Annotated in this window: 15 protein-coding genes; 9 read left to right on the top strand and 6 right to left on the bottom strand. The window is 70.3% G+C overall.

The genetic code is table 11. The annotated features are described in order from the left end of the window. The first annotated feature begins 140 nt into the window (after positions 1-140). From pyrH to MEBOL_RS27710, 3 genes are read left to right on the top strand one after another with little or no spacing between them, the layout of a single operon-like run. Complete coding sequence (pyrH, locus tag MEBOL_RS27700) at positions 141-893, top strand: UMP kinase (RefSeq protein ID WP_095980267.1); 753 nt, start codon at positions 141-143, stop codon at positions 891-893. A 46-nt stretch (positions 894-939) separates the two neighbouring features. Continuing rightward, the gene (gene frr, locus MEBOL_RS27705) at positions 940-1,494 is read left to right on the top strand and encodes a ribosome recycling factor (protein WP_095980268.1); all 555 of its coding nucleotides are present in this window, start codon (positions 940-942) and stop codon (positions 1,492-1,494) included. 1 nt (position 1,495) lies between these two features. Then, positions 1,496-2,428, top strand: a complete 933-nt coding sequence (locus MEBOL_RS27710; protein WP_095980269.1) for a diguanylate cyclase — start codon at positions 1,496-1,498, stop codon at positions 2,426-2,428. 51 nt (positions 2,429-2,479) lie between these two features. Here MEBOL_RS27710 and cyaY read toward each other — a convergent pair whose 3' ends face one another. After that, positions 2,480-2,806, bottom strand: coding sequence for an iron donor protein CyaY (gene cyaY, locus MEBOL_RS27715; protein ID WP_095980270.1), 327 nt, complete (start codon positions 2,804-2,806; stop codon positions 2,480-2,482). Between the two features lie 11 nt (positions 2,807-2,817). Then, positions 2,818-3,327 (bottom strand): SixA phosphatase family protein, encoded by a 510-nt coding sequence (locus MEBOL_RS27720; RefSeq protein ID WP_095980271.1) that lies wholly within the window; start codon positions 3,325-3,327, stop codon positions 2,818-2,820. Between the two features lie 231 nt (positions 3,328-3,558). Here MEBOL_RS27720 and MEBOL_RS27725 point away from each other — a divergent pair, with 231 nt between their 5' ends. Continuing rightward, positions 3,559-4,245, top strand: a complete 687-nt coding sequence (locus MEBOL_RS27725; RefSeq protein ID WP_095980272.1) for a hypothetical protein — start codon at positions 3,559-3,561, stop codon at positions 4,243-4,245. Positions 4,246-4,275: 30 nt separating this feature from the next. Here MEBOL_RS27725 and MEBOL_RS27730 read toward each other — a convergent pair whose 3' ends face one another. Then, positions 4,276-8,064, bottom strand: a complete 3,789-nt coding sequence (locus tag MEBOL_RS27730) for an FAD-dependent oxidoreductase (protein WP_095980273.1) — start codon at positions 8,062-8,064, stop codon at positions 4,276-4,278. A gap of 147 nt (positions 8,065-8,211) precedes the next feature. Between MEBOL_RS27730 and MEBOL_RS27735 the strand changes: the two genes are divergently transcribed. Continuing rightward, positions 8,212-9,612 (top strand): hypothetical protein, encoded by a 1,401-nt coding sequence (locus tag MEBOL_RS27735; RefSeq protein WP_157775535.1) that lies wholly within the window; start codon positions 8,212-8,214, stop codon positions 9,610-9,612. Here MEBOL_RS27735 and MEBOL_RS27740 read toward each other — a convergent pair. Both MEBOL_RS27740 and MEBOL_RS27745 read right to left on the bottom strand, forming a co-directional pair. Beyond that, the gene (locus MEBOL_RS27740; protein ID WP_095980275.1) at positions 9,607-10,080 is read right to left on the bottom strand and encodes a hypothetical protein; all 474 of its coding nucleotides are present in this window, start codon (positions 10,078-10,080) and stop codon (positions 9,607-9,609) included. The two genes, MEBOL_RS27735 and MEBOL_RS27740, sit on opposite strands and share 6 nt — an antisense overlap. Then, positions 10,077-12,317 carry a glycosyltransferase family 4 protein gene (locus MEBOL_RS27745; RefSeq protein ID WP_095980276.1) on the bottom strand — a complete coding sequence of 747 codons (2,241 nt, stop codon included), beginning with the start codon at positions 12,315-12,317 and terminating at the stop codon, positions 10,077-10,079. The genes MEBOL_RS27740 and MEBOL_RS27745 overlap by 4 nt, the downstream gene beginning before the upstream one ends. Before the next feature lie 43 nt (positions 12,318-12,360). On the opposite strand from MEBOL_RS27745, the gene MEBOL_RS27750 reads away from it, so the two are divergent. The 4 genes from MEBOL_RS27750 (at position 12,361) to MEBOL_RS27765 (ending at position 17,342) form a co-directional block, all read left to right on the top strand. Then, complete coding sequence (locus tag MEBOL_RS27750; RefSeq protein WP_179956310.1) at positions 12,361-13,452, top strand: glycosyltransferase family 4 protein; 1,092 nt, start codon at positions 12,361-12,363, stop codon at positions 13,450-13,452. 145 nt (positions 13,453-13,597) lie between these two features. After that, positions 13,598-14,863 (top strand): myxosortase-dependent phytase-like phosphatase, encoded by a 1,266-nt coding sequence (locus MEBOL_RS27755; RefSeq protein ID WP_170115604.1) that lies wholly within the window; start codon positions 13,598-13,600, stop codon positions 14,861-14,863. Positions 14,864-14,908: 45 nt separating this feature from the next. Beyond that, entirely contained in the window at positions 14,909-16,738 is a 1,830-nt protein-coding gene (locus tag MEBOL_RS27760) for a bifunctional metallophosphatase/5'-nucleotidase (RefSeq protein WP_095980278.1), read from the top strand. Between the two features lie 232 nt (positions 16,739-16,970). Then, positions 16,971-17,342 carry a hypothetical protein gene (locus MEBOL_RS27765; RefSeq protein ID WP_095980279.1) on the top strand — a complete coding sequence of 124 codons (372 nt, stop codon included), beginning with the start codon at positions 16,971-16,973 and terminating at the stop codon, positions 17,340-17,342. A 15-nt stretch (positions 17,343-17,357) separates the two neighbouring features. On the opposite strand, the gene MEBOL_RS27770 is transcribed toward MEBOL_RS27765, so the two are convergent. Beyond that, positions 17,358-20,132, bottom strand: coding sequence for an Hsp70 family protein (locus tag MEBOL_RS27770; protein ID WP_095980280.1), 2,775 nt, complete (start codon positions 20,130-20,132; stop codon positions 17,358-17,360). Between the last annotated feature and the right edge of the window lie 12 nt (positions 20,133-20,144).

The following is a 20,144-nucleotide window of genomic DNA, read 5'->3' on the forward strand; positions in this document are numbered from 1 at the left end:
AGGGCCGCGCACTTCCCCGAAGTCATGGGCAGGGGGCGCGGCCCTTGGTGTGTCCGGTCTCCGGCGAAGGGATATCTGGCGGACGCCCGTGGCACTCCGGCGTTGCGAGCCGACGGGGCGAGGGGATAGAAGCGGAGCCAATGTCCGCTCCCGCCTCCCCGTCCCGTTACAAGCGCATCCTCCTCAAGCTGTCGGGCGAAGCCCTGATGGGCGATGGAAAGTACGGCATCCACCCCCCCACGCTCACGCGCATCGCCGAGGAGTTGAAGGAAATCGCCCAGGCCGGCGTGGAACTCGCCGTGGTCATCGGCGGCGGCAACATCTTCCGCGGCGTGGCCGGTTCCACCGAGGGGATGGATCGTGCGAGCGCCGACTACATGGGCATGCTCGCCACCTGCATCAACTCCATGGCCCTGCAGGACGCCCTGGAGAAGCAGGGCTGCCACACCCGGGTGCTCTCGGCCATCAAGATGGAGCAGATCGCCGAGCCCTACATCCGCCGGCGCGCGGTGCGCCACCTGGAGAAGGGCCGCATCGTCATCTTCGCCGCGGGCACCGGCAACCCCTACTTCACCACCGACACGGCCGCTTCCCTGCGCGCCATGGAGATCAACGCCGAGGTCATCCTCAAGGCGACCAAGGTGGACGGGGTCTACAACGCGGATCCGAAGAAGGATCCCGCGGCGCGCCGCTACCGGACGCTCACCTACATGGACGTCCTCAAGCAGAACCTGAACGTGATGGACTCCACCGCCATCTCGCTGTGCATGGACAACAAGCTGCCCATCATCGTCTTCGACCTCACCCAGCGCGGGAACATCGGCAAGGCCATCCTGGGCGACCTGGGCGAGATTGGGACCCTGGTGGGAGTGGGCGAGACCGCGTGGGCCTGAGCGGCCTCACGCACACTTCATTCACTTCATTGAAGGAGACCCGCACATGGCAGACGTCGTGACCGATCTGAAGGGCCGTATCGACAAGTCGCTCGAGGATCTCAATAGGGAGCTCACGAAGGTGCGCACCGGCCGCGCCAGCGCCAACCTGCTGGAGGGCATCCGGGTCAGCCAGTACGGCACGCCTGTTCCGCTCAACGGCGTGGCCAACATCACCACGCCCGAGCCCCGGCTCATCATCATCAAGCCCTGGGACAAGAGCGTCCTCAAGGACATCGAGAAGGCCATCCGCGAGGCCAACCTCGGCATCAACCCGATGAACGACGGCGAGGTCATCCGCCTGCCCTTCCCGCCGCTCACCGAGGAGCGGCGCAAGGAAATCGCCAAGCAGGTGAAGACCAAGGGCGAGGATCACAAGGTCGCCATCCGCAACATCCGCCGCGACGCCAACGAGGCACTCAAGGCGCAGCTCAAGGACAAGAAGATCACCGAGGACGACCACAAGCGTCTGACGGAGAAGGTCCAGAAGGAGACGGATGAGGGCGTGAAGAAGATCGACGAGATCATCTCCAAGAAGGAGAAGGAAGTGATGGCGGTCTGAGATGGCCTTCACTCTCGTCGCGGAGCCATCCGCCTCGGTCGCCGGGGCCCTGCGCCGCTTCCTGGAGAACGCTGGCCACGAGGTGACGGTGGCGAGTACGGTCCAGGAGGGCCTGGAGCGGGTGCGCGAACTGGCGCCCGCCCTCGTCCTGGCCTCCATCACGGAGGGCTTCGATGGAGAAGCCCTCTGCCGTCACGTGAAGGAGGAGGCTCCGGCCATTCCGGTGCTCCTGCTCTATCTGCCCGAGGAGGAGAATCCCGAGTCGCGCGCGGCCGCGGCCGGGGCCGAGGCCTGCCTGGTGGGGCCCCTCAAGCGCGCCACCGTGGTGTCGTGCGTGAGCCTGCTCATGCAGCTGTCCAAGGCCCGTGAAGCCGTGTCCGTGGTGCGCACCGAGATGCAGCTCATGCAGCACCAGAACCAGGGGCCCCGCCCGGTGGCGGCCTCGTCCGCGGCGGACCTCGAGTTCCTCAAGCGGCTGCTGTTCATGGAAGTCAAGCGCAGCCGCCGCTACCGCTACCCCATCTCCTACCTGCTGTTGGAGCCGGACCGTTACGCGGAGCTCCTCGCGCCGCTGCCGGCCTCGCAGCGCACGTCCGCGCTGGCGGAGATCCTCCGGCGGCTCACCGAGGCGCTGCGGGACATCGACGTGGCCGTGCCCTTCGCCGAGGGGCGCTTCATCGTCTTCCTGCCCTACACCCCCTATGAGGGCGCGCTGGTGGTGGCCGAGCGGTTGCGCCAGCGGGTGAAGGAAGTGGAGTCCGTGCCGGGGCTGACGGCGTCCATGGGGTTGTCGGTGTTCGAGCCCTCGGCCGCCAAGGGCCAGGCGCAGGTGAGCTTCGGCAGCCTCATGAAGGAGGCGGGAGAGGCCCTGCGGCGCGCGCAAGCGGCGGGGGGAGATCGCGTCGAGGGTGGACGCCTGACTCCCGCGGAGTAGCGGGAGACCCTCTCCCTTCCCCTGGGGAGGGAGAGGGCGGTGCCTCCGGACTCAGTAGGTGAGCGCTTCACCGGACATGGAGCGCACCACGTCCGACACGAAGCGGAACAGCTCCAGCCCCTTGCCCTTGTCGTCCAGCCAGAGTCCCTGGCCGGGCTCATAGGAGAAGTGGATGCCCTGGCCACCGCCGGCGACCCAGATCTGCCTCACGGCGCGCTGGGTGTTGACGATGCACTTCTCGCGCGAGGCCGAGGTCAGGGTGAGCATGTCACCCGTGCTGTCGGCCTCCAGCACGTCCGGATCGAACCCATCCGCGGCGGCGAGGATGCGCTTGAACGCCGCGGCGACGAGTCCACTGTACGTGGCTTCATCCATCATCGAGAGGACGCCTACTGCAGGACCTCGAGCACCTGCTGGCCCGGGGACGCGAAGAAGAGCAGCTTCGCCTGGGCGGGGGCGGCTCCGGGTTCGATGCCGTCCGGGCGCTCGATGGCGATGACGGTGCCGGGGCTGACCTGCTTGGGGAAGGACTGCATGCCCAGCAGGTGCGTGGCCAGGGCGCCCATGGACGGCTGGTGCCCCACGAGCACGATGTCCTCTCCGACATGCTCGTCGAGCATGGACATCACGGAGCCCACCGGCATGTCCGGCAGGAGGCACCGGTGCACGCGCAGGGGGCCCTCGTGCTCGAGCTTGGTGGAGAGCAACTGGGCCGTTTGGACCGTGCGCACCAGCGGGCTCGTGAACACGAGCGCGACCTTACCGATCCGCTCCGCGAGAGACGCGAAGTGCACGGCCGTGTTGGTGCGAGCCTTGGCAGTGAGCGCGCGCGCTTCGTCGCCGAGTCCCTCGGGGGCCTCCGCGTCCGCCTCGCCGTGCCTTACCAGGAAGATCCTCAAGGTGCCTCCACTGCTACCGGAACGAACCGCGGTTCGTACACGACCGCGAATGGGTTGGTCAAAGGTAATGCGGCGATTGTTGGTTGGTGGGGGTCCCGCCCGCCGGAGACCAGGCAGCCAGGGGCCTTCCACCTCCTCCTGGGGAGGAAGTCACCCCCCTCGGGTCGCTCCCGGCCTATAGTCCGCCCCTTTTGCACGGTGGGGGCCCGGAGGCCCCCGGGAGGTCCGTGGATGCGCAAGTGGCTGTGGGTGGTGGTGACCGCCGGTGTGCTGGCGGGATGCAAGAAGGAGGAGCCCGCCATGCCGGCCGGACCGGAGCGGGTGACGGCGGACGAGGGGGCCCCCCCCGAGGCCGCGACGGCCGAATCCTTCGATGACACCGCGCCCTATGTCCTCACCCAGGCGAAGCTGGATGCCTACGTGGGCTACCAGCGCGCGGTGCAGGCCTCCTATGCCGCCATGGCGAAGGAGCTCCAGGCCGCGCGGGCCCGGCTCCAGGGGACGGCGGGGCCGGAGAACAAGGCGCCGGGGGTGGGCGAGTCCATGAAGGCCATCGAGAGCAAGGCGGAGCTGGAGATCCAGGCGCGCCGGGCCGCTGGCCTGAACGAGGTGGACGTCAACCGCATCGGGGTGCTCGTCACGGACGTCATCACCCAGCGGCACATGGCGGCCATGCTGGACCTGGCCGCGGAGCTGCGGAAGCTGCAGGAGATGCAGGCGAAGCTCAAGCCCGAGCAGGCCGCGGAGCTGGCGCCGCAGATCGACATCCTGCGCCAGCGGGTGCGGGAGACCGAGGAGCTCGTCTCCGTGCGCAAGACACATGGTGATGCGAACGTGGACCTGGTCCTCACCCGCGAGAAGGACCTGATGACCAACTACCAGGACATGCTCCGCTCCTTCGGAGGCAAGGCCCAGTAGGAAGGGCCTCGCTCCGAGGGGCGGCGGGTTCTACACGCGGCGCAGGCCGGGCACCTTCTTGAGGAGCTGCGCCAGGTACAGGTCCGACATCTTCTCCAGGACCGTGTTGCCGCGCAGACGCTGGTTCAGGTTCGCGAAGTCCACCTCGTCCAAGCGCTGATCCTGGTTGAAGCAGGAGAACACCCACGTCTCCTTGCCCGTCTTCGGATCCACGTGCCGCTGCAGGCACTGCGCGCAGATCTCCTTCATCATGCACTGCATGGGCGAGTTGATGGAGCCGATCGCCTCATGGTCGGGCTTGAGGTAGGGCTGCAGCACGTTGTGCCGGGCCTCCTGCACCGCCCGCATCATCCGGTCCGAGCCGATGGCGATGATGCGATCCACCTGGCTGAACGAGGCCACGGGGGGCGCGCTCAGCTCTCCCTTGGCGTAGGCGAGCATCGCCTGCACCACGTTGCCGCGGAAGGCCGAGTCCTGGGGGCGCCGCGTCTCGATGAGGTCGCCCGCGTCCACCGACCACACCACCTGATCCGTGGCGGCCTCGATCTCCTCGTGCTTGAAGACGTCCGTGCGGTGACGGAAGCCGGCGAAGTAGACGACCTTGCAGCCGGCCGTCTTGAGCGAACGGGCGATGGAGAAGAGCACCGCGTTGCCGAGGCCACCGCCCACGAGCAGCACCGTCTCGTTGTGGGCGATCTCCGTGGGGGCGCCCGTGGGACCCATCAACGCCACGGGCTCGCCCGGCTTGAGTGCCGCGCACAACCGGGAGGAGGAGCCCATCTCCAGCACGATGGTGCCCATGAGCCCCTTCTCCTTGTCCACCCACGCGCCCGTGAGCGCCAGGCCCTCCATGGTGAGGGGCACGCCATCCACCACGGGCGCCAGCCGCTCGAAGTTCTGCAGGCGGTAGAACTGGCCGGGCTCGAAGTGCTGCGCGGCGAAGGGCGCCTTCACCACCACCTCCACGATGGTGGGCGTGAGCCGGTTGACCGTCACCACGTGCGCGAGCAGCGCCTCGTCCAGTGTCGCGAAGTGCGCCGCCAGCTTCTCGTCCCGCCGCGCCTGGGCCAGCTCGTCCTGGAAGTCCAGCGCCGCCACTTCCTTCGCGTACAGGCGCGCCACCTCCGGGTAGCCATCCTTCGCGCTCGCCATGGCCTTCACCACGTTGCCCGCGTAGGTGGGGTGGTTGTCGCCGAAGTACGAGATGAAGTGCCCGCCCTGGCGGTACGAGGTGAAGAAGCCCACCTTCGCCGCGATGTCCTCCACCGGCTCCACGTGCGAGAGCGTGAAGCCCTCGGGGCCCTCCGCCAGCTCGTAGCTCTTGAAGTACTCGCGGTTCTCGTCGAGCTCGAACGTGCCCGGGTATTCCTTCTCGTAGGTGACGTTGGGCGCCGTGCCGGCCGCCACGCACACGGTGCGCGCGGGCAGCTCGAAGAACTCGCCGCTGCCGCGCAGCTTGCCGTCCTTCGTCACCATGCGCTCGAAGCGGATGGCCTTCACCGCGCCCTTCTCGTCCGGCAGCGCCTCCACCGGGCTCATGCGCTCGATGAAGCGGATGCCTTCCTCCAGCGCCTTGGCCACTTCCTCGTGGTTGAGCCGGTAGGCGGGCGACTCGGTCAGTCCCCGGCGGTACACGAGGCTCACGCCCCCCCACGCGCGCACCAGCCGGATGAAGTCCGGGGCCCGGCCCTCGGCCTTGGCGGCCTCGCGCTCGCTGCGCACCGCCCGGCCATGCTCCAGGAAGGTGAGGTAGGTGGACTTCTCCTCGGCGTCCAGGCGCGCCAGCACGGCCTCCTCGCCCAGCTCCGCCACCAGCTTGTCGTGCCGGTCCAGCGTCTTCTCCACCTGCACCGGGTAGTACGCCATCAGCTCCGTGGCGGTGTCGATGCCCGTCAGGCCGCCGCCGATGACGATGGCCGGCAGGCGCACCTGGAGGTTGGTGAGCGAGTCGCGCTTGAAGGCGCCCGTGAGCTGCAGCGCCATGAGGAAGTCGCTCGCCTTGCGGATGCCCCGGATGAGGTTGTTCTTCATCCCGATGATGGTGGGCTTGCCCGCGCCCGCCGCGATCGCGATGTGGTCGAAGCCCATCCTCCACGCGTCGTCGATGGTGAGCGTGCCACCGAAGCGCACGCCGCCGTAGATGCGCAGGTTCTCCCGCCGCTCGAGCGTCAGGTGGAGCAGGGTGAGGAAGTTCTTGTCCCAGCGCACGGTGATGCCGTACTCGGACACGCCGCCGAAGCCCTCTTGAATGCGCTCGTCCAGCTCGCGGGTGAGCGCGCTCCAGTCGTGGATGGGCGTGAGCGCCTTGCCGTGGCGGCCCACGAGCTCGTCCGGGAAGGGCTCGATCTTCAGGCCATCGATGCCCACCACGCCGAAGCCCTCGTTGAGCAGGTAGTGCGAGAGCGTGTAGCCCGCCGGGCCCATGCCCACCACGAGCATGTTGCGGCCCACGTACGGCAGCGCGTACGGGCGGCGCACGTTGAGCGGGTTCCAGCGCGTGAGCAGGCCGTAGATTTCAAAGCCCCAGGGCAGGCCGAGCACGTCCGTCAGCGCCGCCGTCTCCACCATGGGGATGTTGACCGGCTCCTGCTTCTGGAAGATGCAGGCCTTCATGCAGTCGTTGCAGATGCGGTGGCCGGTGCCCGGGCACATGGGGTTGTCCACCATCACCATGGCCAGCGACGCGAGCGGATTGCCCTCGCGCTTGAGGACGTGCGCTTCCGAGATGCGCTCGTCCAGCGGGCAGCCGGTGAGCGGAATGCCCAGCGGGTTCTTCTTGAAGGTGTGACCCTCGGCCACGGGATCCTTCGCGGTGAAGCCCGTGGAGCACGAGTCCTTCTGCCGCTCGTGGCAGATGACGCAGTAGTCCACCTCGCCCATCACCTCGCGCTGGGTGCCGCGCGGATCCGTCAGCTTGAAGCCATCGCGGTAGCGCAGGTGGTGCTCGGAGCCCTGCGTGGCCTCGGGCATGTTCGCGTCCGGGCGCTCGAGCGCCACGAGCTGGTCGAACACCAGCGGCTTGGGCACCCGGTGCGTGGGCCACTTGTGGAACAGCTCCTTCATCTCCGGGTGCAGCGCGCGCGCGTACGTCCAGCGGTCCGCGAGCGACAGCAGGTTGCGCACCGACACCAGCTCCGCCGCGTCGTCGCCTTGCGTCACCAGGCTGGAGCCGAAGGCGTCCTTGCCCTCGGGCGAGGACAGGAGCGCGGCGCGCACGCCCGTCCACTTGACGCGCAGGGTCTCGGACTGCTCGGGGGTGAGCGGCGCCAGGTTGCCGGTGGTGCCGGAGAAGAGCCGCTCCAGGTCCATCAACGTGAGGAGTGACTCGGCCAGGGCCCGCTCCACGTCGTCGCTGGCGAGCGCTTCCGGGAAGGCGAGCGACAGCATCAGCCGCATCCGCGCGTCCAGCGAGGGGTACTCCGCCAGGGTGGGGCGATCCTGCGCGCCCTTCTTGAAGACGCGGCGGGTGATGAACTCGCGCTTGAAGTCGAAGAGCGGCAGCTCGCTCTTGAGCGCTCGGGCGAGCCGGTCCGAGTCGGCTTCCAGGCCGAAGAGCCGCGCGATGAAGGTCGACACGTGGCGCGCCACGCGGATGAGCAGCTCGGACTCGGCGGCGCCCTTGAGGCTCTGGCCGCCGGACTTCCGGTAGGCATCGAAGAGCTGGAAGAGGTCGGGCTCGTCCGCGGCGAGCTGGGTGTCGAAGTGTTCGGACAGCCGGCGCAGTCCGCGAGGGCGGTACAAATCCTCGAAGCCGAAGCCAGGGAGACCGAGGGTCAGCGTGGGGCCGTCGTTGGAAGGAAGGGCGTTCAAGGAGCGCATGTCTCTGGGGCCTTTGTGAAGGCAACCGGGAAAAAACGACTGTCTCAGGCGCCCTATTTCGCGACTTGCCGACTGGAAAGCAAGCGGACTTGAGCGACCCGACCCGGGGGGTTCAACTCCTCCTGGGATATAAGGCGCGCCATGGACGTGACGCAGACTCTCGCCGAGCCCCGGCCCACGGAACCGGAGGGATGGGGCCTGCCCGTCTTCTGTCTGGCCGCCGCCACGGTGCTCGCCCTGACCCTCCAGCTCACCAATGGCACGCTCCGGGATGACTCCTTACGGGGGCTCACCTGGGCGCTGGGGTTGGGGCTCGTGGGCGTGTTCGCTCCCCGCTTCCTCCGGCCCTGGGCCTGGGGCGAGCCCTTGCTCGCGCTCCTGCTCGGCATTGCCCTGGTGCTGCAGTTGCGCGCGCTCTTCCTGGACCACCCCACGGTCTACCTGCGGCTGAGTGGCGCCTGGCCCTACGCACAGTTCTACGAGCGCCTGGCCGTCGCGGCGCTCGTCTCGGGGGCGCTGCTGGCGGGCTCGGAGCGGTTCCGGCGTGTGGGTGTTCCCGTGCTCCTGGGGTTGTATCTGCTGCTCGGTGTGTGGATTCTCCAGCGCTCCACCTCGCCGAACATCGATGTCTTCGTCTTCCAGGTCCAGGGCTCGGACATGCTCCTGCGGGGAGGCAATCCGTACGCGATGACCTTCCCCAACATCTACGGTCACTCGCTCTGGTACGGCGAGGGACTGGTGAAGAACGGCCGCCTCCTGTTCGGCTTTCCGTATCCTCCGTTGAGCCTGCTCTTCTCCACCCTCTCCCGCGCGGTGATGGGAGATCCCCGCTACGCGCAGCTGGTGGCGATGACCCTCGCGGCGGGCTTCATGGCCTGGACGCGGGGCGGGCGGCTGGGGGCCGGGGCCGCCGCGCTCTACCTGCTCACGCCGCGCGGCTTCTTCGTGCTGGATCAATCCTGGACGGAGCCGTTCCTCGTGGCGCTGCTGTCGGCGAGCGTCTTCTGCGCCTGCCGGTTCCCCCGCGCGCTGCCCTACGTCTTTGGCTTGATGCTCGCGGTCAAGCAGTACACCGTCTTCCTCGTGCCGCTGGCCTTCCTCCTGCTCCCCGAGCCGAGGCGTCAGGCCTGGGGCTTCCTCTGGCGCGCCGGTGTCACCGCCCTGGGGGTGAGCCTGCCGCTCGTCCTGGTGGACGTGAAGGCCTTCCTCCACAGCGTGCTCATGCTCCATGTGCACCAGCCCTTCCGCATGGATGCCTTGAGCTACCTGTCGGCCTGGGCGGCCGCGGGACATCCACCGCCGCCCATCTGGATTCCCTTCGCCGCCGTGAGCGTCGTGCTGGGCCTGTGCCTGTGGCGCGCGCCCCGGACTCCGTCGGGCTTCGCCGCCGCCACCGCGATGACCTACATCACCTTCTTCGCCTTCAACAAACAGGCCTTCTGCAACTACTACTACTTCGTGGTGGGGGCGCTGTGCGTGGCGGTGGCCGTGGCGCGGCTGCCCCCGGCGCGTGGACATCCACCGGGAGCCGTCACGGCTCCCTCATGACGGCTTCTTCCGGGCCTTGCGCGGCGGGGGACGGGACGGCGTCTCGGCCGGGGCCGGGGGTGCTGGAGCTGGAGTCGACCCCGCGGCGCGCAGGGACTCCACCTCGGCGCGCAGGCGGATGACCTCGGCGGAGAGCTGCGCGTACGAGTCGCGCACGTGGCCGTTGAAGGTCCGCTGGCGGCCCAGGGTCTCGTTGATGAACACCTGGCACGTCTGGCGGAAGGCCCACTTGGCCACCAGCACGAGCTGGCCCGCGCCACCCCGGTGGGTGTGCAAGGGCAGGGGGCGGGTGGCGTCCGCGTGCTCCTCCAGGGCCTGGAGGTTGAAGGCCAGGGGATCCACCCGGGGCTCCACGCCCGACTCCGGCACGTCCACCGGCTCCGACGAGGAAAGACCTCGCGTGCGCAGCCGCTCCTCGAGGCGCGCGAGCAGCTCGCGCGCGGGAATGTCGCGTCCCAACAGCTTCATCGGCTCTTCTCCCGGATGATGCGATCCATTTCTTCGCGGTAGACGTCCACGACCCTGGGCCACGTGTAGCGCGCGGCGAAGGTCTTCGCGTTGCGGCTCAGGCGGGCGCGCTGCTCACCCACCTCGCGCAGGCCGGAGATGAACGACTCGAGGTCCGTGTAGCTGCGTCCCGCGCCGCTGCGCTCCACCTGGCCCACGAGCACGTCCGAGTGTCCGTTGACCAGCACCGGCGTGCCCGCGGCGAAGGCCTCCAGCGTGAGCAGCGACAGGCTCTCGAAGCGCGAGGGCACCGTCACCATCAGCGCGCCCGCGAGCGCGTCGTACTTGTCCTGCTCGCCGATGCGGCCCACGGGGTGCACGCCCTCGCCGCGCAGGTCCATGTGCGCCTCGCCCGCGAGCACCAGGTCCGGCGCGTCGTGGAAGCGCGCGCGCAGCTCCCGGTAGTGCGCGAGCAGCTCGGGGATGCCCTTGCCCGCCTCCAGACGCCCTACGTAGAGCAGGTACGGGTTGCGGATGCCATGGCGGTCACGGAACCGCTGGGGCTCCGGCGTTCCCGGCACGTCCACGCCCACGCCCACCACCCGCGCCGGGGCATGGTCCGGGAAGTAGCGGTCGATGAGCGCCACTTCCTCGGGTGTGTTGCACAGCAGGGCCGCCGGGCGATCGAAGACGTCCGCGTACACCCCGAAGCGGATGGGGGGCTCGTCATGCGCCGTGGGCACGAGCAGTGACCGGTCCGCCACCAGCGGCAGGCCCCACACCGTGGGCGCGTACAGGTACGTGAAGAAGACGAAGCCGTCGTAGTCCGCGCCGTGGGTGTCCAGGTGCGTGAGCAGGCCGGGCACCACCGGTCCCTGCTCGGCCACCCAGTGCTCCTCGCGCAGCCGCTCGTTGCTCCGGTCGAAGACCTGCTTGGACAGGGCGTTGAAGGGCCGGATGTGGCGCACGCGCGTCACCGGGAAGCGCAGCACCCGCGCTCCGGCCGCGTCCCGCTGCTCGCCCGGGGGGAAGACGTTCTCCCAGGACAGGTGGTTCTTCGCGCACGTGGTCAGCACCGTGACGTCCCAGTGCGGCGCGAGCTGTTCCACCACTTGTTGCGCGTGGCGCTCGGCGCCGCCCGTCACTTCCCCGTAGCGCTGCACCACGAAGCCCACCCGGGGCTTCTTCCTCGCGCCCGCTGTCCGGCGCGTGGGCCGCGCGAACGCCTCCAGGGCCTTGGCGAGCGCCGCCTGGCTCGCGGGGGCGGAGAAGTCCTCGAGGCGGCGCGCCTGACCCGCGAGCAGTCCCTCGCGCAACGCGCGGTTGTCGCAGACCTCCACCACCAGCTCGGCGAGCAGGGAGAAGCGCTTCTCGTCGAAGGCGATGCCCGCTCCCCCGAGGGTTTCGGGCACGGCCGCCGCGCCATAGGCCAGCACCGGCAGCTCGGCGGCCATGGCCTCGATGAGGGGGACCCCGAAGCCCTCGTGCTCGCTCATGGAGACGAACACCTGCGCGGAGCGGTACGCCGCCACGAGCTGGGCATGGTCGAGCCGCCCGAGGAAGTGCACGCCAGAGAGCCCCTTGGCCGTGCGCTGGAGGGACTTGAAGTAGCGGCTGCCGGGCTCGTAGCCCCCCACCATCAACAGACGCGCCGTGGGCCGCGGCTTCAGGAGTTCCGCGTGGAGCGCGAGCAGGTCCTCGAAGCGCTTGTGTGGCGCCACCCGGCTCACGGAGAGCATCACGGGGCCCGGACCCGCGAGCCGCGCGAGCATCGCCGGGTCCGCCGCCTGCCGGGCGAAGCGCGAGGGCTCCACGAAGAGGGGCACGGTGTGCACGTGACGGTAGCCGGCCTCGCGCAACTCCGCGCTGTTGTAGTCCGACACCCCGATGGCCACGTCCACGAAGGGCGCCATGGCGGCGAGCTGGGCCCGTCCGGCCACGAGCGCCTCGGCCAGGGGCGTGCCCGCGTAGGCGCTCGCGGGGCTGATGTTGTGGAAGACGACGCCGCGGCGGCAGGGCAGGTGCATGAGCCGGCTGCTCAGCGGCGAGGCGATGCCATGGTGGTAGAGGACGAGATCCTCCGGCGCCGGACGCAGCGCGGACACCGGATGGGCGAGGGAGTCCAGACCGGTGCCCACCTCGGCGGCGTAGAGCTCGCCCGAGTGGCCCAGCCGACGCAGGAGCAGTTGCAGGTGCAGCGCCGCCTGTCCGGTGGCGTCTCCCGCCACGAAGCTTGGAATCAGCTGATGGACCGCCATAGGGGCACGTTGCCTATCACAGGGCCGTGTTATGAGGCGCCCCGTGTCCATCGGTCCTGTCGCTTTCGACGCGAGTCTGTGGGACGAGCCCATCACGGGCATCGGTCTGTACACGCACTGCCTGGCCGAGGCGCTGGGCTCGCTGGGGGTGCGCCTGGAGCGCTACGGTGCCCGGGTCTCGGGGGAAGATCCCCGGGGCACCCTGGGCCGCACCGCCTACGTATTGGGCCGGCTGCCCCAGGCGCTGCGCGGCTCGGAGGCGCGGCTCTACCACGCGCTGGGCAACTTCAACCTGCCGCTCGTGCGTACCCCCGGCAAGCCCTTCGTCGTCACCGTCCATGACGTGATTCCGCTGCTCATGCCGGACACGGTGTCGCGCGCCTACCGCTGGCAGTTCCAGCTGTGGCTCGCCCGGAGCGTCCAGGTGGCCGACCGCGTCCTGTGCGTGAGCGCGTGCACCCGGGATGACCTGCTCGCGCGCCACCCGGAGGCCGCGGACAAGGTGGCGGTGGTCTACAACGGCGTGGACCACGTGGATCGCCATGGGGCGGAGGACGCCACGCGGGCGCTCCTCGACGCGTGGGGCCTGCCCGAGCGGTTCGTGCTGTACGCGGGCTCGCTGGACGTGCGCAAGAACGTGCGTCTGGTGCTGGACGCGCTCGAACGGCTCGCGGCGCGGGGACGGAAGGTGCCCCTGGTGTTGGTGGGCCAGCGCTGGTTCGGCTCGGGGGAGGTGGAGACCCGGGTGGAGCGCCTGCGCGCGCGGGGGCACGACATCCGCTCCCTGGGCTACCAGCCGGAGTCCGTCTTCTACGAGCTGATGCGGCGGGCCACGGTGTTCGCCTTCCCATCCCGGTACGAGGGCTTCGGGCTGCCACCGCTGGAGGCGATGCGGTTGGGCACGCCCGCCATCGTGTCCACGACGGGGGCCTCGCCGGAGGTGTGCGGCGAGGGGGCCTGGGCGGTGCGGCCGGAGGATGCCGAGGGGCTGTCGGTGGCCATGGAGCGGCTGATGCACTCGGACGCCGAGCGCCGGCACTGGGCGGAGAAGGGACAGCGGCACGCGGCCCGTTTCACCTGGGCCCGCTGCGCGGCGGACACGCTCGCGGCCTACGAGCACGTCCTGCGCCGCTGATTTTCCACTGTGTTTCAATCTTCTGACACGGCCGTGGCCCGCCCTCGGGCCGCGGTGGTCACCACTCGAAAAGTGGAGCGCGGAACACTTGCGCGGGCGTGGAATCTGCACCATCACCATTCACCTCTCTTTCCTGGAGGCGTGCGTGCGCTCCCCTTCGTTGCTGGCGCTGGCTGTTCTTCTCTCCGGCGTGCCCGTGCTCGCCCAGACCCAGACCCCCGTGCGGGTCGTGCCCATCGTGGAGACGCAGCCGGTGCTCGGCTCGGGCTCGACGATCCAGGGCGCGGCCCTGTGGGTGCACCCGAAGACTCCCGCCTCGAGCCAGTTGCTCGTGGCGGACAGGCAGGCGGGGCTCCTGTCCTACGAGCTCAACGGGGCCGCGCGGCCGGTGCTCGTGGTGGGGTCGCTCGCGGGCGTGGACGTGCAGGATGGCTTCGTCTTGGATGGCGTCTCCCAGCCGCTCATCGTGGTGGCCAATGTGACCGTGGGCCTCGAGGCCTACGTGCTGGACCTCACGACGCTCACGGCCCAGAAGATCGGGGCGACCATCCCCACGGGATTCACCCCGACCTCCGTGGCCGTGTATGCCAGTGAGAGCGGGCGCTACTACGCCTTCGCGGGCAGCGAGGCGGGCACGGTGGCGCAGTTCGAGCTGACCTCCCAGACGGATGGTGGGACCGCCTCCGGCGCGGTGCGGACCATCGAAGTGGGTGGCCCCGTGGCGGGGCTGGCCGTCGATGACGAGCTGGGCGTGCTCTATGTCGTCCAGCAGGGCGTGGGCATCTGGCAGTACCGCGCCGAGCCCACCTCCACGGAGAAGCGCGTGTCGGTGGACTCCGTCTCCGCCACGGGGCTCGTGCAGCCCCTGGGCGGTGTGGCCCTGTACACGGCGTCCAACAACCGGGGTTATCTGCTGGCGGTCAATAGTGGCACGGGGCCGGTGCGCATCTACGACCGGGCGATCGACGCGCATACCTACCGGGGCCGCTTCGACGTCGTGCAGGACGGCGGCATCGACGGGGTGGACAGCCCCCGTTTCGTCGCGGTGTCCAACCGCTCCCTGGGCTCGTTCTTCCCCCTGGGTGTGGTGGCCGTGCACGATGGCCTCGACACCGGGGGCAGCGAGAACTTCAAGCTCGTGGACTGGTCCACGCTCGCCCGGAGCTTCCCGACTCCCCTCGAGGTGGACACCGGTGGCCCTCCGCAGCCGACGGATGGGGGGACCGATGGGGGCGTGGCCGATGGGGGTCCCGGCACCGGAATCGGAGGGGGGCCGGGCGGAGGAGGGGGCGGCGGCGGCGGCATTCCGAACAGTGACGGTTGTGGGTGCTCCTCGGCGTCCCTGCCCGGCACCGTGCTGTTCGTGCTGGCGGGCGCGCTGTTGCTCTCGCGCCGCCGCTCCGACGTCTGATGCGGGTTGCCAGGGTGGGGGGGCTGGGCTCAACTCCGCGCCCTCATGTCCCTCTCCCGCCTCTTCCTCGCCTGTGTGGCCCTCGCGGCCTCCGGTTGTGCCAGCAGCACGCCTCGTTCCCCGGAGCCGCGTCCCGTCGCGGCCGCCGTCGCGCCTCCCGCCTCCACCGAGCCCGTGCGGCTCACCCTGGTGGGGACGAATGACTTCCATGGGTGGTTGATGCCCCACACCACCGTGTTGCCCGGCGGCGCCACGGTGGAGGAGGGCGGGGCGGCCAGCTTCGCGGGCTACATGGCCCGGCTGCGCGCGGACAACCCGGGCGGCGTGCTGCTGCTGGACGCGGGAGACCTCTTCCAGGGGACGCTCGCCTCCAACCTCACCGAGGGGGCGGCCGTCGTCGAGGTCTACAACCACCTGGGCTACACCGCCGCGGCGCTCGGCAATCACGAGTTCGACTACGGCCCGGTGGGACCCAGGTCGGTGCCCGGGCCGGGCGAGGACGCGTTCGGGGCGCTCACCGCCCGCATCCATCAGGCGCGCTTCCCGCTGCTGAGCGCGAACGTGCGCGAGGCCTCCTCGGGCCGGGTGCCCGCGTGGCTTGGCAATGACGGCACCCTGCTGGTGACGGTGAAGGGCGTGAAGGTGGGGCTCGTGGGGCTCACCACGCCGTCCACCGCGCGTATCGGCAATCCCGCCCATGTGGCGTCGCTGCGCTTCGTGGACCTGCTGCCCGCCACGCTGGAGGCGGTGAAGCACCTGCGCGCCCAGGGCGCCGAGGTGGTGGTGGGCCTCGCGCACGCCGGAGGCAAGTGCTCGGACCTGTCCAATCCGCGGGACACCTCGAGTTGCGATCGCGCCGATGGGGAAATCCAAGCCCTGGTCGAGGCCTTGCCTCCGGGCACCCTGGAGGCCGTCTTCGCGGGGCACACCCACCAGGCCATGGGCCACTTCTTCGGGGAGGTGCCCGTGTTGTCCACCTCGGGGCAGGGCCGCTCCTTCGGGGTGCTGGAGCTCTTCGTGGACCCGGTGGCGCGCAAGCTCCTGCCCGAGCGCACCCGGCTCCAGGCCGCCGTGCCCGTGTGCGCCCGGGTGGAGGAGACGAGTGGCTCCTGTGACGCGCGCAAGCTCAAGGCCCTGGGCGCGGAGGTGAAGCTCGTGCCGCCCACCTTCCTCGGGGGGCCGGTGGTGGCGGATCCGGCGGTGGAGGCGATCATCCATCCCGTGCTCGCGCGCGTGGAGGCCGAGCAGCGCCGGCCCCTGGGCGTCACCGTCACCACCCCCCTGGGTCGCGATTACGAGGGGGAGAGCGCTCTTGGAAATGTCCTCACGGACGCGCTCCGGGAGATGGAGAAGGCGGACGTGGCCCTGCTCAACGCGGGAGGCCTGCGCGCCAACCTCAAGGCGGGGCCGCTGACCTACGGAGATGTCTATGAGGTGTTGCCGTTCGACAACACCGTGGCCATCGTCACGCTCACCGGAGACGAGCTGCGGCGCCTGTTGGGGGCCGCCTATGGCGCGGGCAACAGCCTCTTCCAGGAGTCCGGCTTGAAGGTGACGCTCGCGCGGTGCACGGGTCCTCAGCGCTTCAAGGACGCGTCGCTGGCCAATGGCCGGCCGATCGACTCCAAGCGCCTGTACCGGGTGGTGCTGCCCGACTTCCTCGCCCGGGGCGCGGGAGGCCTGGGCGCGGTGCTGTCCCAGGTACCCGCCGAGCGCATCGATCTGGGGCTCGGGCGCGAGTTGCTGCTCCGGGACGCGGTCTCCACCTGGTGGCAGCGCCAGGGCAAGCCCGTGGTGGCCCCCGCTACAGGCCGCATCAGCTACGTGGATGACGGAGCGCCTTGCGCTCCTCGCGAGCGCAACGAACGGCCGTGAGGAAGTGGCGCGCCCCCCGCATGGGCCGCATCATGCGCGCCCGTGTGGGGGGGCGGAACGCACGAGTCCATGCAAGTGGCCGAGATCCCGACGGATCGCCGCGCGGGCCGAAAAATCGGCTTGGGATCAGTTTTCAACTACCCTTTTCCTCCTTAGTCTAGTGAAGGCGCGCCATGAGCCCGACTGCCTCTTGAAGGCAGCGCTCGGGGCGCGCCGGGCTGGAGGAAAAGACATGCTCTACAAAGTGACCCCGATGATGCCGCCGCCGGCCACCAAGGAACCCAAGGCGCGCGAGGCGGGGCAGCCGCGCAAGCGTCGCAAGTCGGCCATCTTCGACGCCGAGGGCCACGAAGTCCTCATCTCGCTGATGTGCCTCAAGTGCCGCACGCTCAAGCCGTTGGCGCAGTTCGGCCTGCGGAAGATGGCGGACGGAGCCATCCGCAACCAGCCTTGGTGCCGCACGTGCCGCTCGGGCGCGGGCAAGCCCAAGGAGAAGGTCGAGGAGAACGTGGTCGCCGCGGTCGCCAACCTCCAGGTGGTTCCGGCGCCCGCCGTTGCCGCGGAAGAGGACGAGGCGCCCGTCGCCCTGGCCTCACAGGGCTGAGCGAGTCGCGGGCGGCTACAGCCGCAGGCCCGCGGGCAGGGTGTCGCCGAGGGCGCGCGCTTCATCCGCGGCCTCGAGCGCCACGACTTCCGTCACCATCCGCACCCACGTGTCCGAGGCCTTCGCCGCGCGCAGGGCCTGGGCCGTGCGCGTGCGCAGCTCGGGGCTCAGGTCGCGCATGCGGTCTCCCGTGAGCCGCGCGAGCTGGGCCGCCGCGAAGGGGGCCCCGTCGATGCGCGACAGGCCCAGCTCCAAGAGCAGCGTGAGCCAGGACTCGGCCACCGCCACGTCCACCACCTTGTGGCCGCTGCCATACAGGGGCACGCGCGCCCCGAGCCGTCCCAGTGCCCACGGCCACGGTCCGCCGCTCTTGTTCTCTTCCTGGAGCCGCGCCGCCATCCACCCGCCCAGCTCCGCCTTGTCCGCGGCCTCCAGGTGCTCGAGCGACGCCGCCGTGCGCACCATCTCGTCCAGGCCCTCGGGCTGAATCCCCTTGAGCTTCGTCTGCGCGGCGGGCGGGTTGAGCGGTACGCGCCGGGCCAGGTGCGGCTTGAGGTAGTCGTACAGCTTGCGCTGCTGCGACTCGTTCAGGCCGCCGGAGACGCGCCGCCACATCACCCAGAACTCCACCCACACGGACTTCTCGGTGTGGTGCTGCACCAGGGGCTCGAAGAGGGAGAAGGTCTGCTCGGCGCGCCAGTGGTCCAACGGGTAGCCGAAGCCCGGCCGCAGCGTGTAGCCCGCGAGGCTGTAGAAGACGCGCTCGTGGTCCGCCGTCCGGCGGCGCTTGGAGGCCCCCGCGAACAGGGAGCTCCACAGCTCGCGCAGCACCGGCACCCGCCACGTCTCGCGGGGGCCCAGCACCTTCTCCAGCGTGCGCGTGAGCTGCTTCACGTCCTTGGGGCCGATGGGCAACGGCTTGTTGCCGTACAGCCGCTCGACGTTGTCCTTCGCCTCGGCGAAGCGCGCGGGCATGGACTCGGTGACGGTGAGCTCGCGCTCGCCGCCCGTGCCCCGCAGCTCGAACTCCAGGCGCCAGCGCTCGTCCGCCACGTTGGACACGGCGAAGAGCTCCAGGGTGCCAATCTCCGTGAGCCCCGCGCGCAGGTGCACGGGCACCTCGGCCGTCTTCGCCGTGGCGCCCTTGAGCACCGTGTGGATGGGGGGCAGGGGCTTGAGCTCGTCCGTGAGCGGCACCACGTCGCCCGGCTTGTCGATGCGATCGCTCGTGGTGGAGTACAGGGTGAACTGCACGGGCCGCCCGAGCGTGAGCGAGAACGGACGCTCGCCGATGTCCGCGTGGTTGCCTTCCTCGAAGCCGCGCGGCACGAGGCACAGCACGGGCTGCTCGGCGCTGTCCGCCGCGCGCTGCAGGGCCACGTAGTACGCGCGCGCCGCGCCTCCGCCGATGCGCAGGCCGTGCCCGCGCCGCACCAGGCCGTAGTAGGCCGCTCCCCGGGCCACGGCGAGCTCCAGGGACTCGTGCCGCAGCAGTGGGATGCGCGGCGCGTGGGGCCACCAGGCGCTCACCGCGTCCACCAACCGCTCGGCGAGCCGGGGCGAGTTGAAGACGCCCCCGTTGAGCAGGATGGCGTCCGGACGGGGCAGGGCGCCGTCGGTGGGGGCCGGCTCGCCCAGGGCCGCGAAGCCCGCCGCCGCGTGTTGCGAGAGGAAGGCCGCCAGGTGCCGGGTGATGGCCGCGTCCTGGGCGTAGGGCAGTCCCAGCTCCTGCAGGGCCATGCGCGAGGCACGCCGGGGCCGCTCCTGGACGCCCACCTGGGGAAAGAAGCCTTCCAGCACGAGGGACTCGGCTTCCTCGCGCGTGAGCTCCGTGGACAGCGCGCCGCCGAGGAGCCGGCTGCCCTCGGCCACGAGCGACACGCCGTAGCGCTCGGGAGGCTCGGCGCCGAGCAGGGCTTCCTTGGCGGTGCGGGCGGCCTGGAGCGCCTGGGTCCACTGGGTGGCGGACAGCCGGCGATTGGCCTCCGGGAAGAGCTTTTCCTCCACGCGCCGGGCGAGCGCGGCGTCCATGTTGTCGCCGCCGAGCATCAGGTGCTCGCCCACCGCGAGCCGGCGGAGGATGGGGCCCTCGGGCGTCACGCCCGCGTGCACGAGGGTGAAGTCCGTGGTGCCGCCGCCCACGTCCACCACGAGCACGAGCCGCACCGTCTCCAGGGACTTGGCCAGCGTGCCGCGGTGGCGCGCGGTGTAGTCGTAGAAGGCGGCCTGGGGCTCCTCCAGGAGGGTGAACTTCTCCAGGCCCGCCCGGCGCGCGGCGCTCACGGTGAGGGCGCGCGCCGCCTCGTCGAAGGAGGCGGGCACGGTGATGACCACTTCCTGCTGGGACAGGGGCTTGTCCGGGTGGGCGTGGTTCCACGCCTGGGCGATGTGCCCGAGCAGGAGGGCGCTGGCCTCCACGGGGGACAGCTTCGCCACGTCCGCGGGAGCGCCCCACGGGAGGATGGGGGCCGAGCGGTCCACGCCCGGGTGGCACAGCCAGCTCTTCGCGCTCGTCACCACGCGGCCGGGCACGCGGGCGCCCTGCCAGCGGGCGAACTCACCCACCACCTGGGGGCTCTCGCCCCAGGGCAGGCGCAGCGTCCCGGCGGCGAGTTCATGCCCGGCGGGCACGTAGATGCAGGAGGGCAGCAGGGGCCTCGCGCTCACTTCGCCCTGCCGCACCAGCTGGGGGACGGGGAAGTCCCGGAGGGGGGCGCCAGGCCCCTGGGCGGGGTCCACCGAGGCGACGGCGCAGTGAGTGGTTCCGAGGTCGATGCCGACGATGTGCATAAGCGTGGGGTG

The organism is Melittangium boletus DSM 14713 (assembly GCF_002305855.1).
GTDB classification, from domain to species: Bacteria; Myxococcota; Myxococcia; order Myxococcales; family Myxococcaceae; genus Cystobacter; species Cystobacter boletus.

What these genes read in the sequence shown, in the direction of transcription:
- pyrH (WP_095980267.1), top strand. Translation starts at nt 141, where the DNA reads ATGTCCGCTCCCGCCTCCCCGTCCCGTTACAAGCGCATCCTCCTCAAG.
- frr (WP_095980268.1), top strand. Translation starts at nt 940, where the DNA reads ATGGCAGACGTCGTGACCGATCTGAAGGGCCGTATCGACAAGTCGCTC.
- MEBOL_RS27710 (WP_095980269.1), top strand. Translation starts at nt 1,496, where the DNA reads ATGGCCTTCACTCTCGTCGCGGAGCCATCCGCCTCGGTCGCCGGGGCC.
- cyaY (WP_095980270.1), bottom strand. Translation starts at nt 2,806, where the DNA reads ATGATGGATGAAGCCACGTACAGTGGACTCGTCGCCGCGGCGTTCAAG.
- MEBOL_RS27725 (WP_095980272.1), top strand. Translation starts at nt 3,559, where the DNA reads ATGCGCAAGTGGCTGTGGGTGGTGGTGACCGCCGGTGTGCTGGCGGGA.
- MEBOL_RS27730 (WP_095980273.1), bottom strand. Translation starts at nt 8,064, where the DNA reads ATGCGCTCCTTGAACGCCCTTCCTTCCAACGACGGCCCCACGCTGACC.
- MEBOL_RS27740 (WP_095980275.1), bottom strand. Translation starts at nt 10,080, where the DNA reads ATGAAGCTGTTGGGACGCGACATTCCCGCGCGCGAGCTGCTCGCGCGC.
- MEBOL_RS27745 (WP_095980276.1), bottom strand. Translation starts at nt 12,317, where the DNA reads ATGGCGGTCCATCAGCTGATTCCAAGCTTCGTGGCGGGAGACGCCACC.
- MEBOL_RS27760 (WP_095980278.1), top strand. Translation starts at nt 14,909, where the DNA reads ATGTCCCTCTCCCGCCTCTTCCTCGCCTGTGTGGCCCTCGCGGCCTCC.
- MEBOL_RS27765 (WP_095980279.1), top strand. Translation starts at nt 16,971, where the DNA reads ATGCTCTACAAAGTGACCCCGATGATGCCGCCGCCGGCCACCAAGGAA.
- MEBOL_RS27770 (WP_095980280.1), bottom strand. Translation starts at nt 20,132, where the DNA reads ATGCACATCGTCGGCATCGACCTCGGAACCACTCACTGCGCCGTCGCC.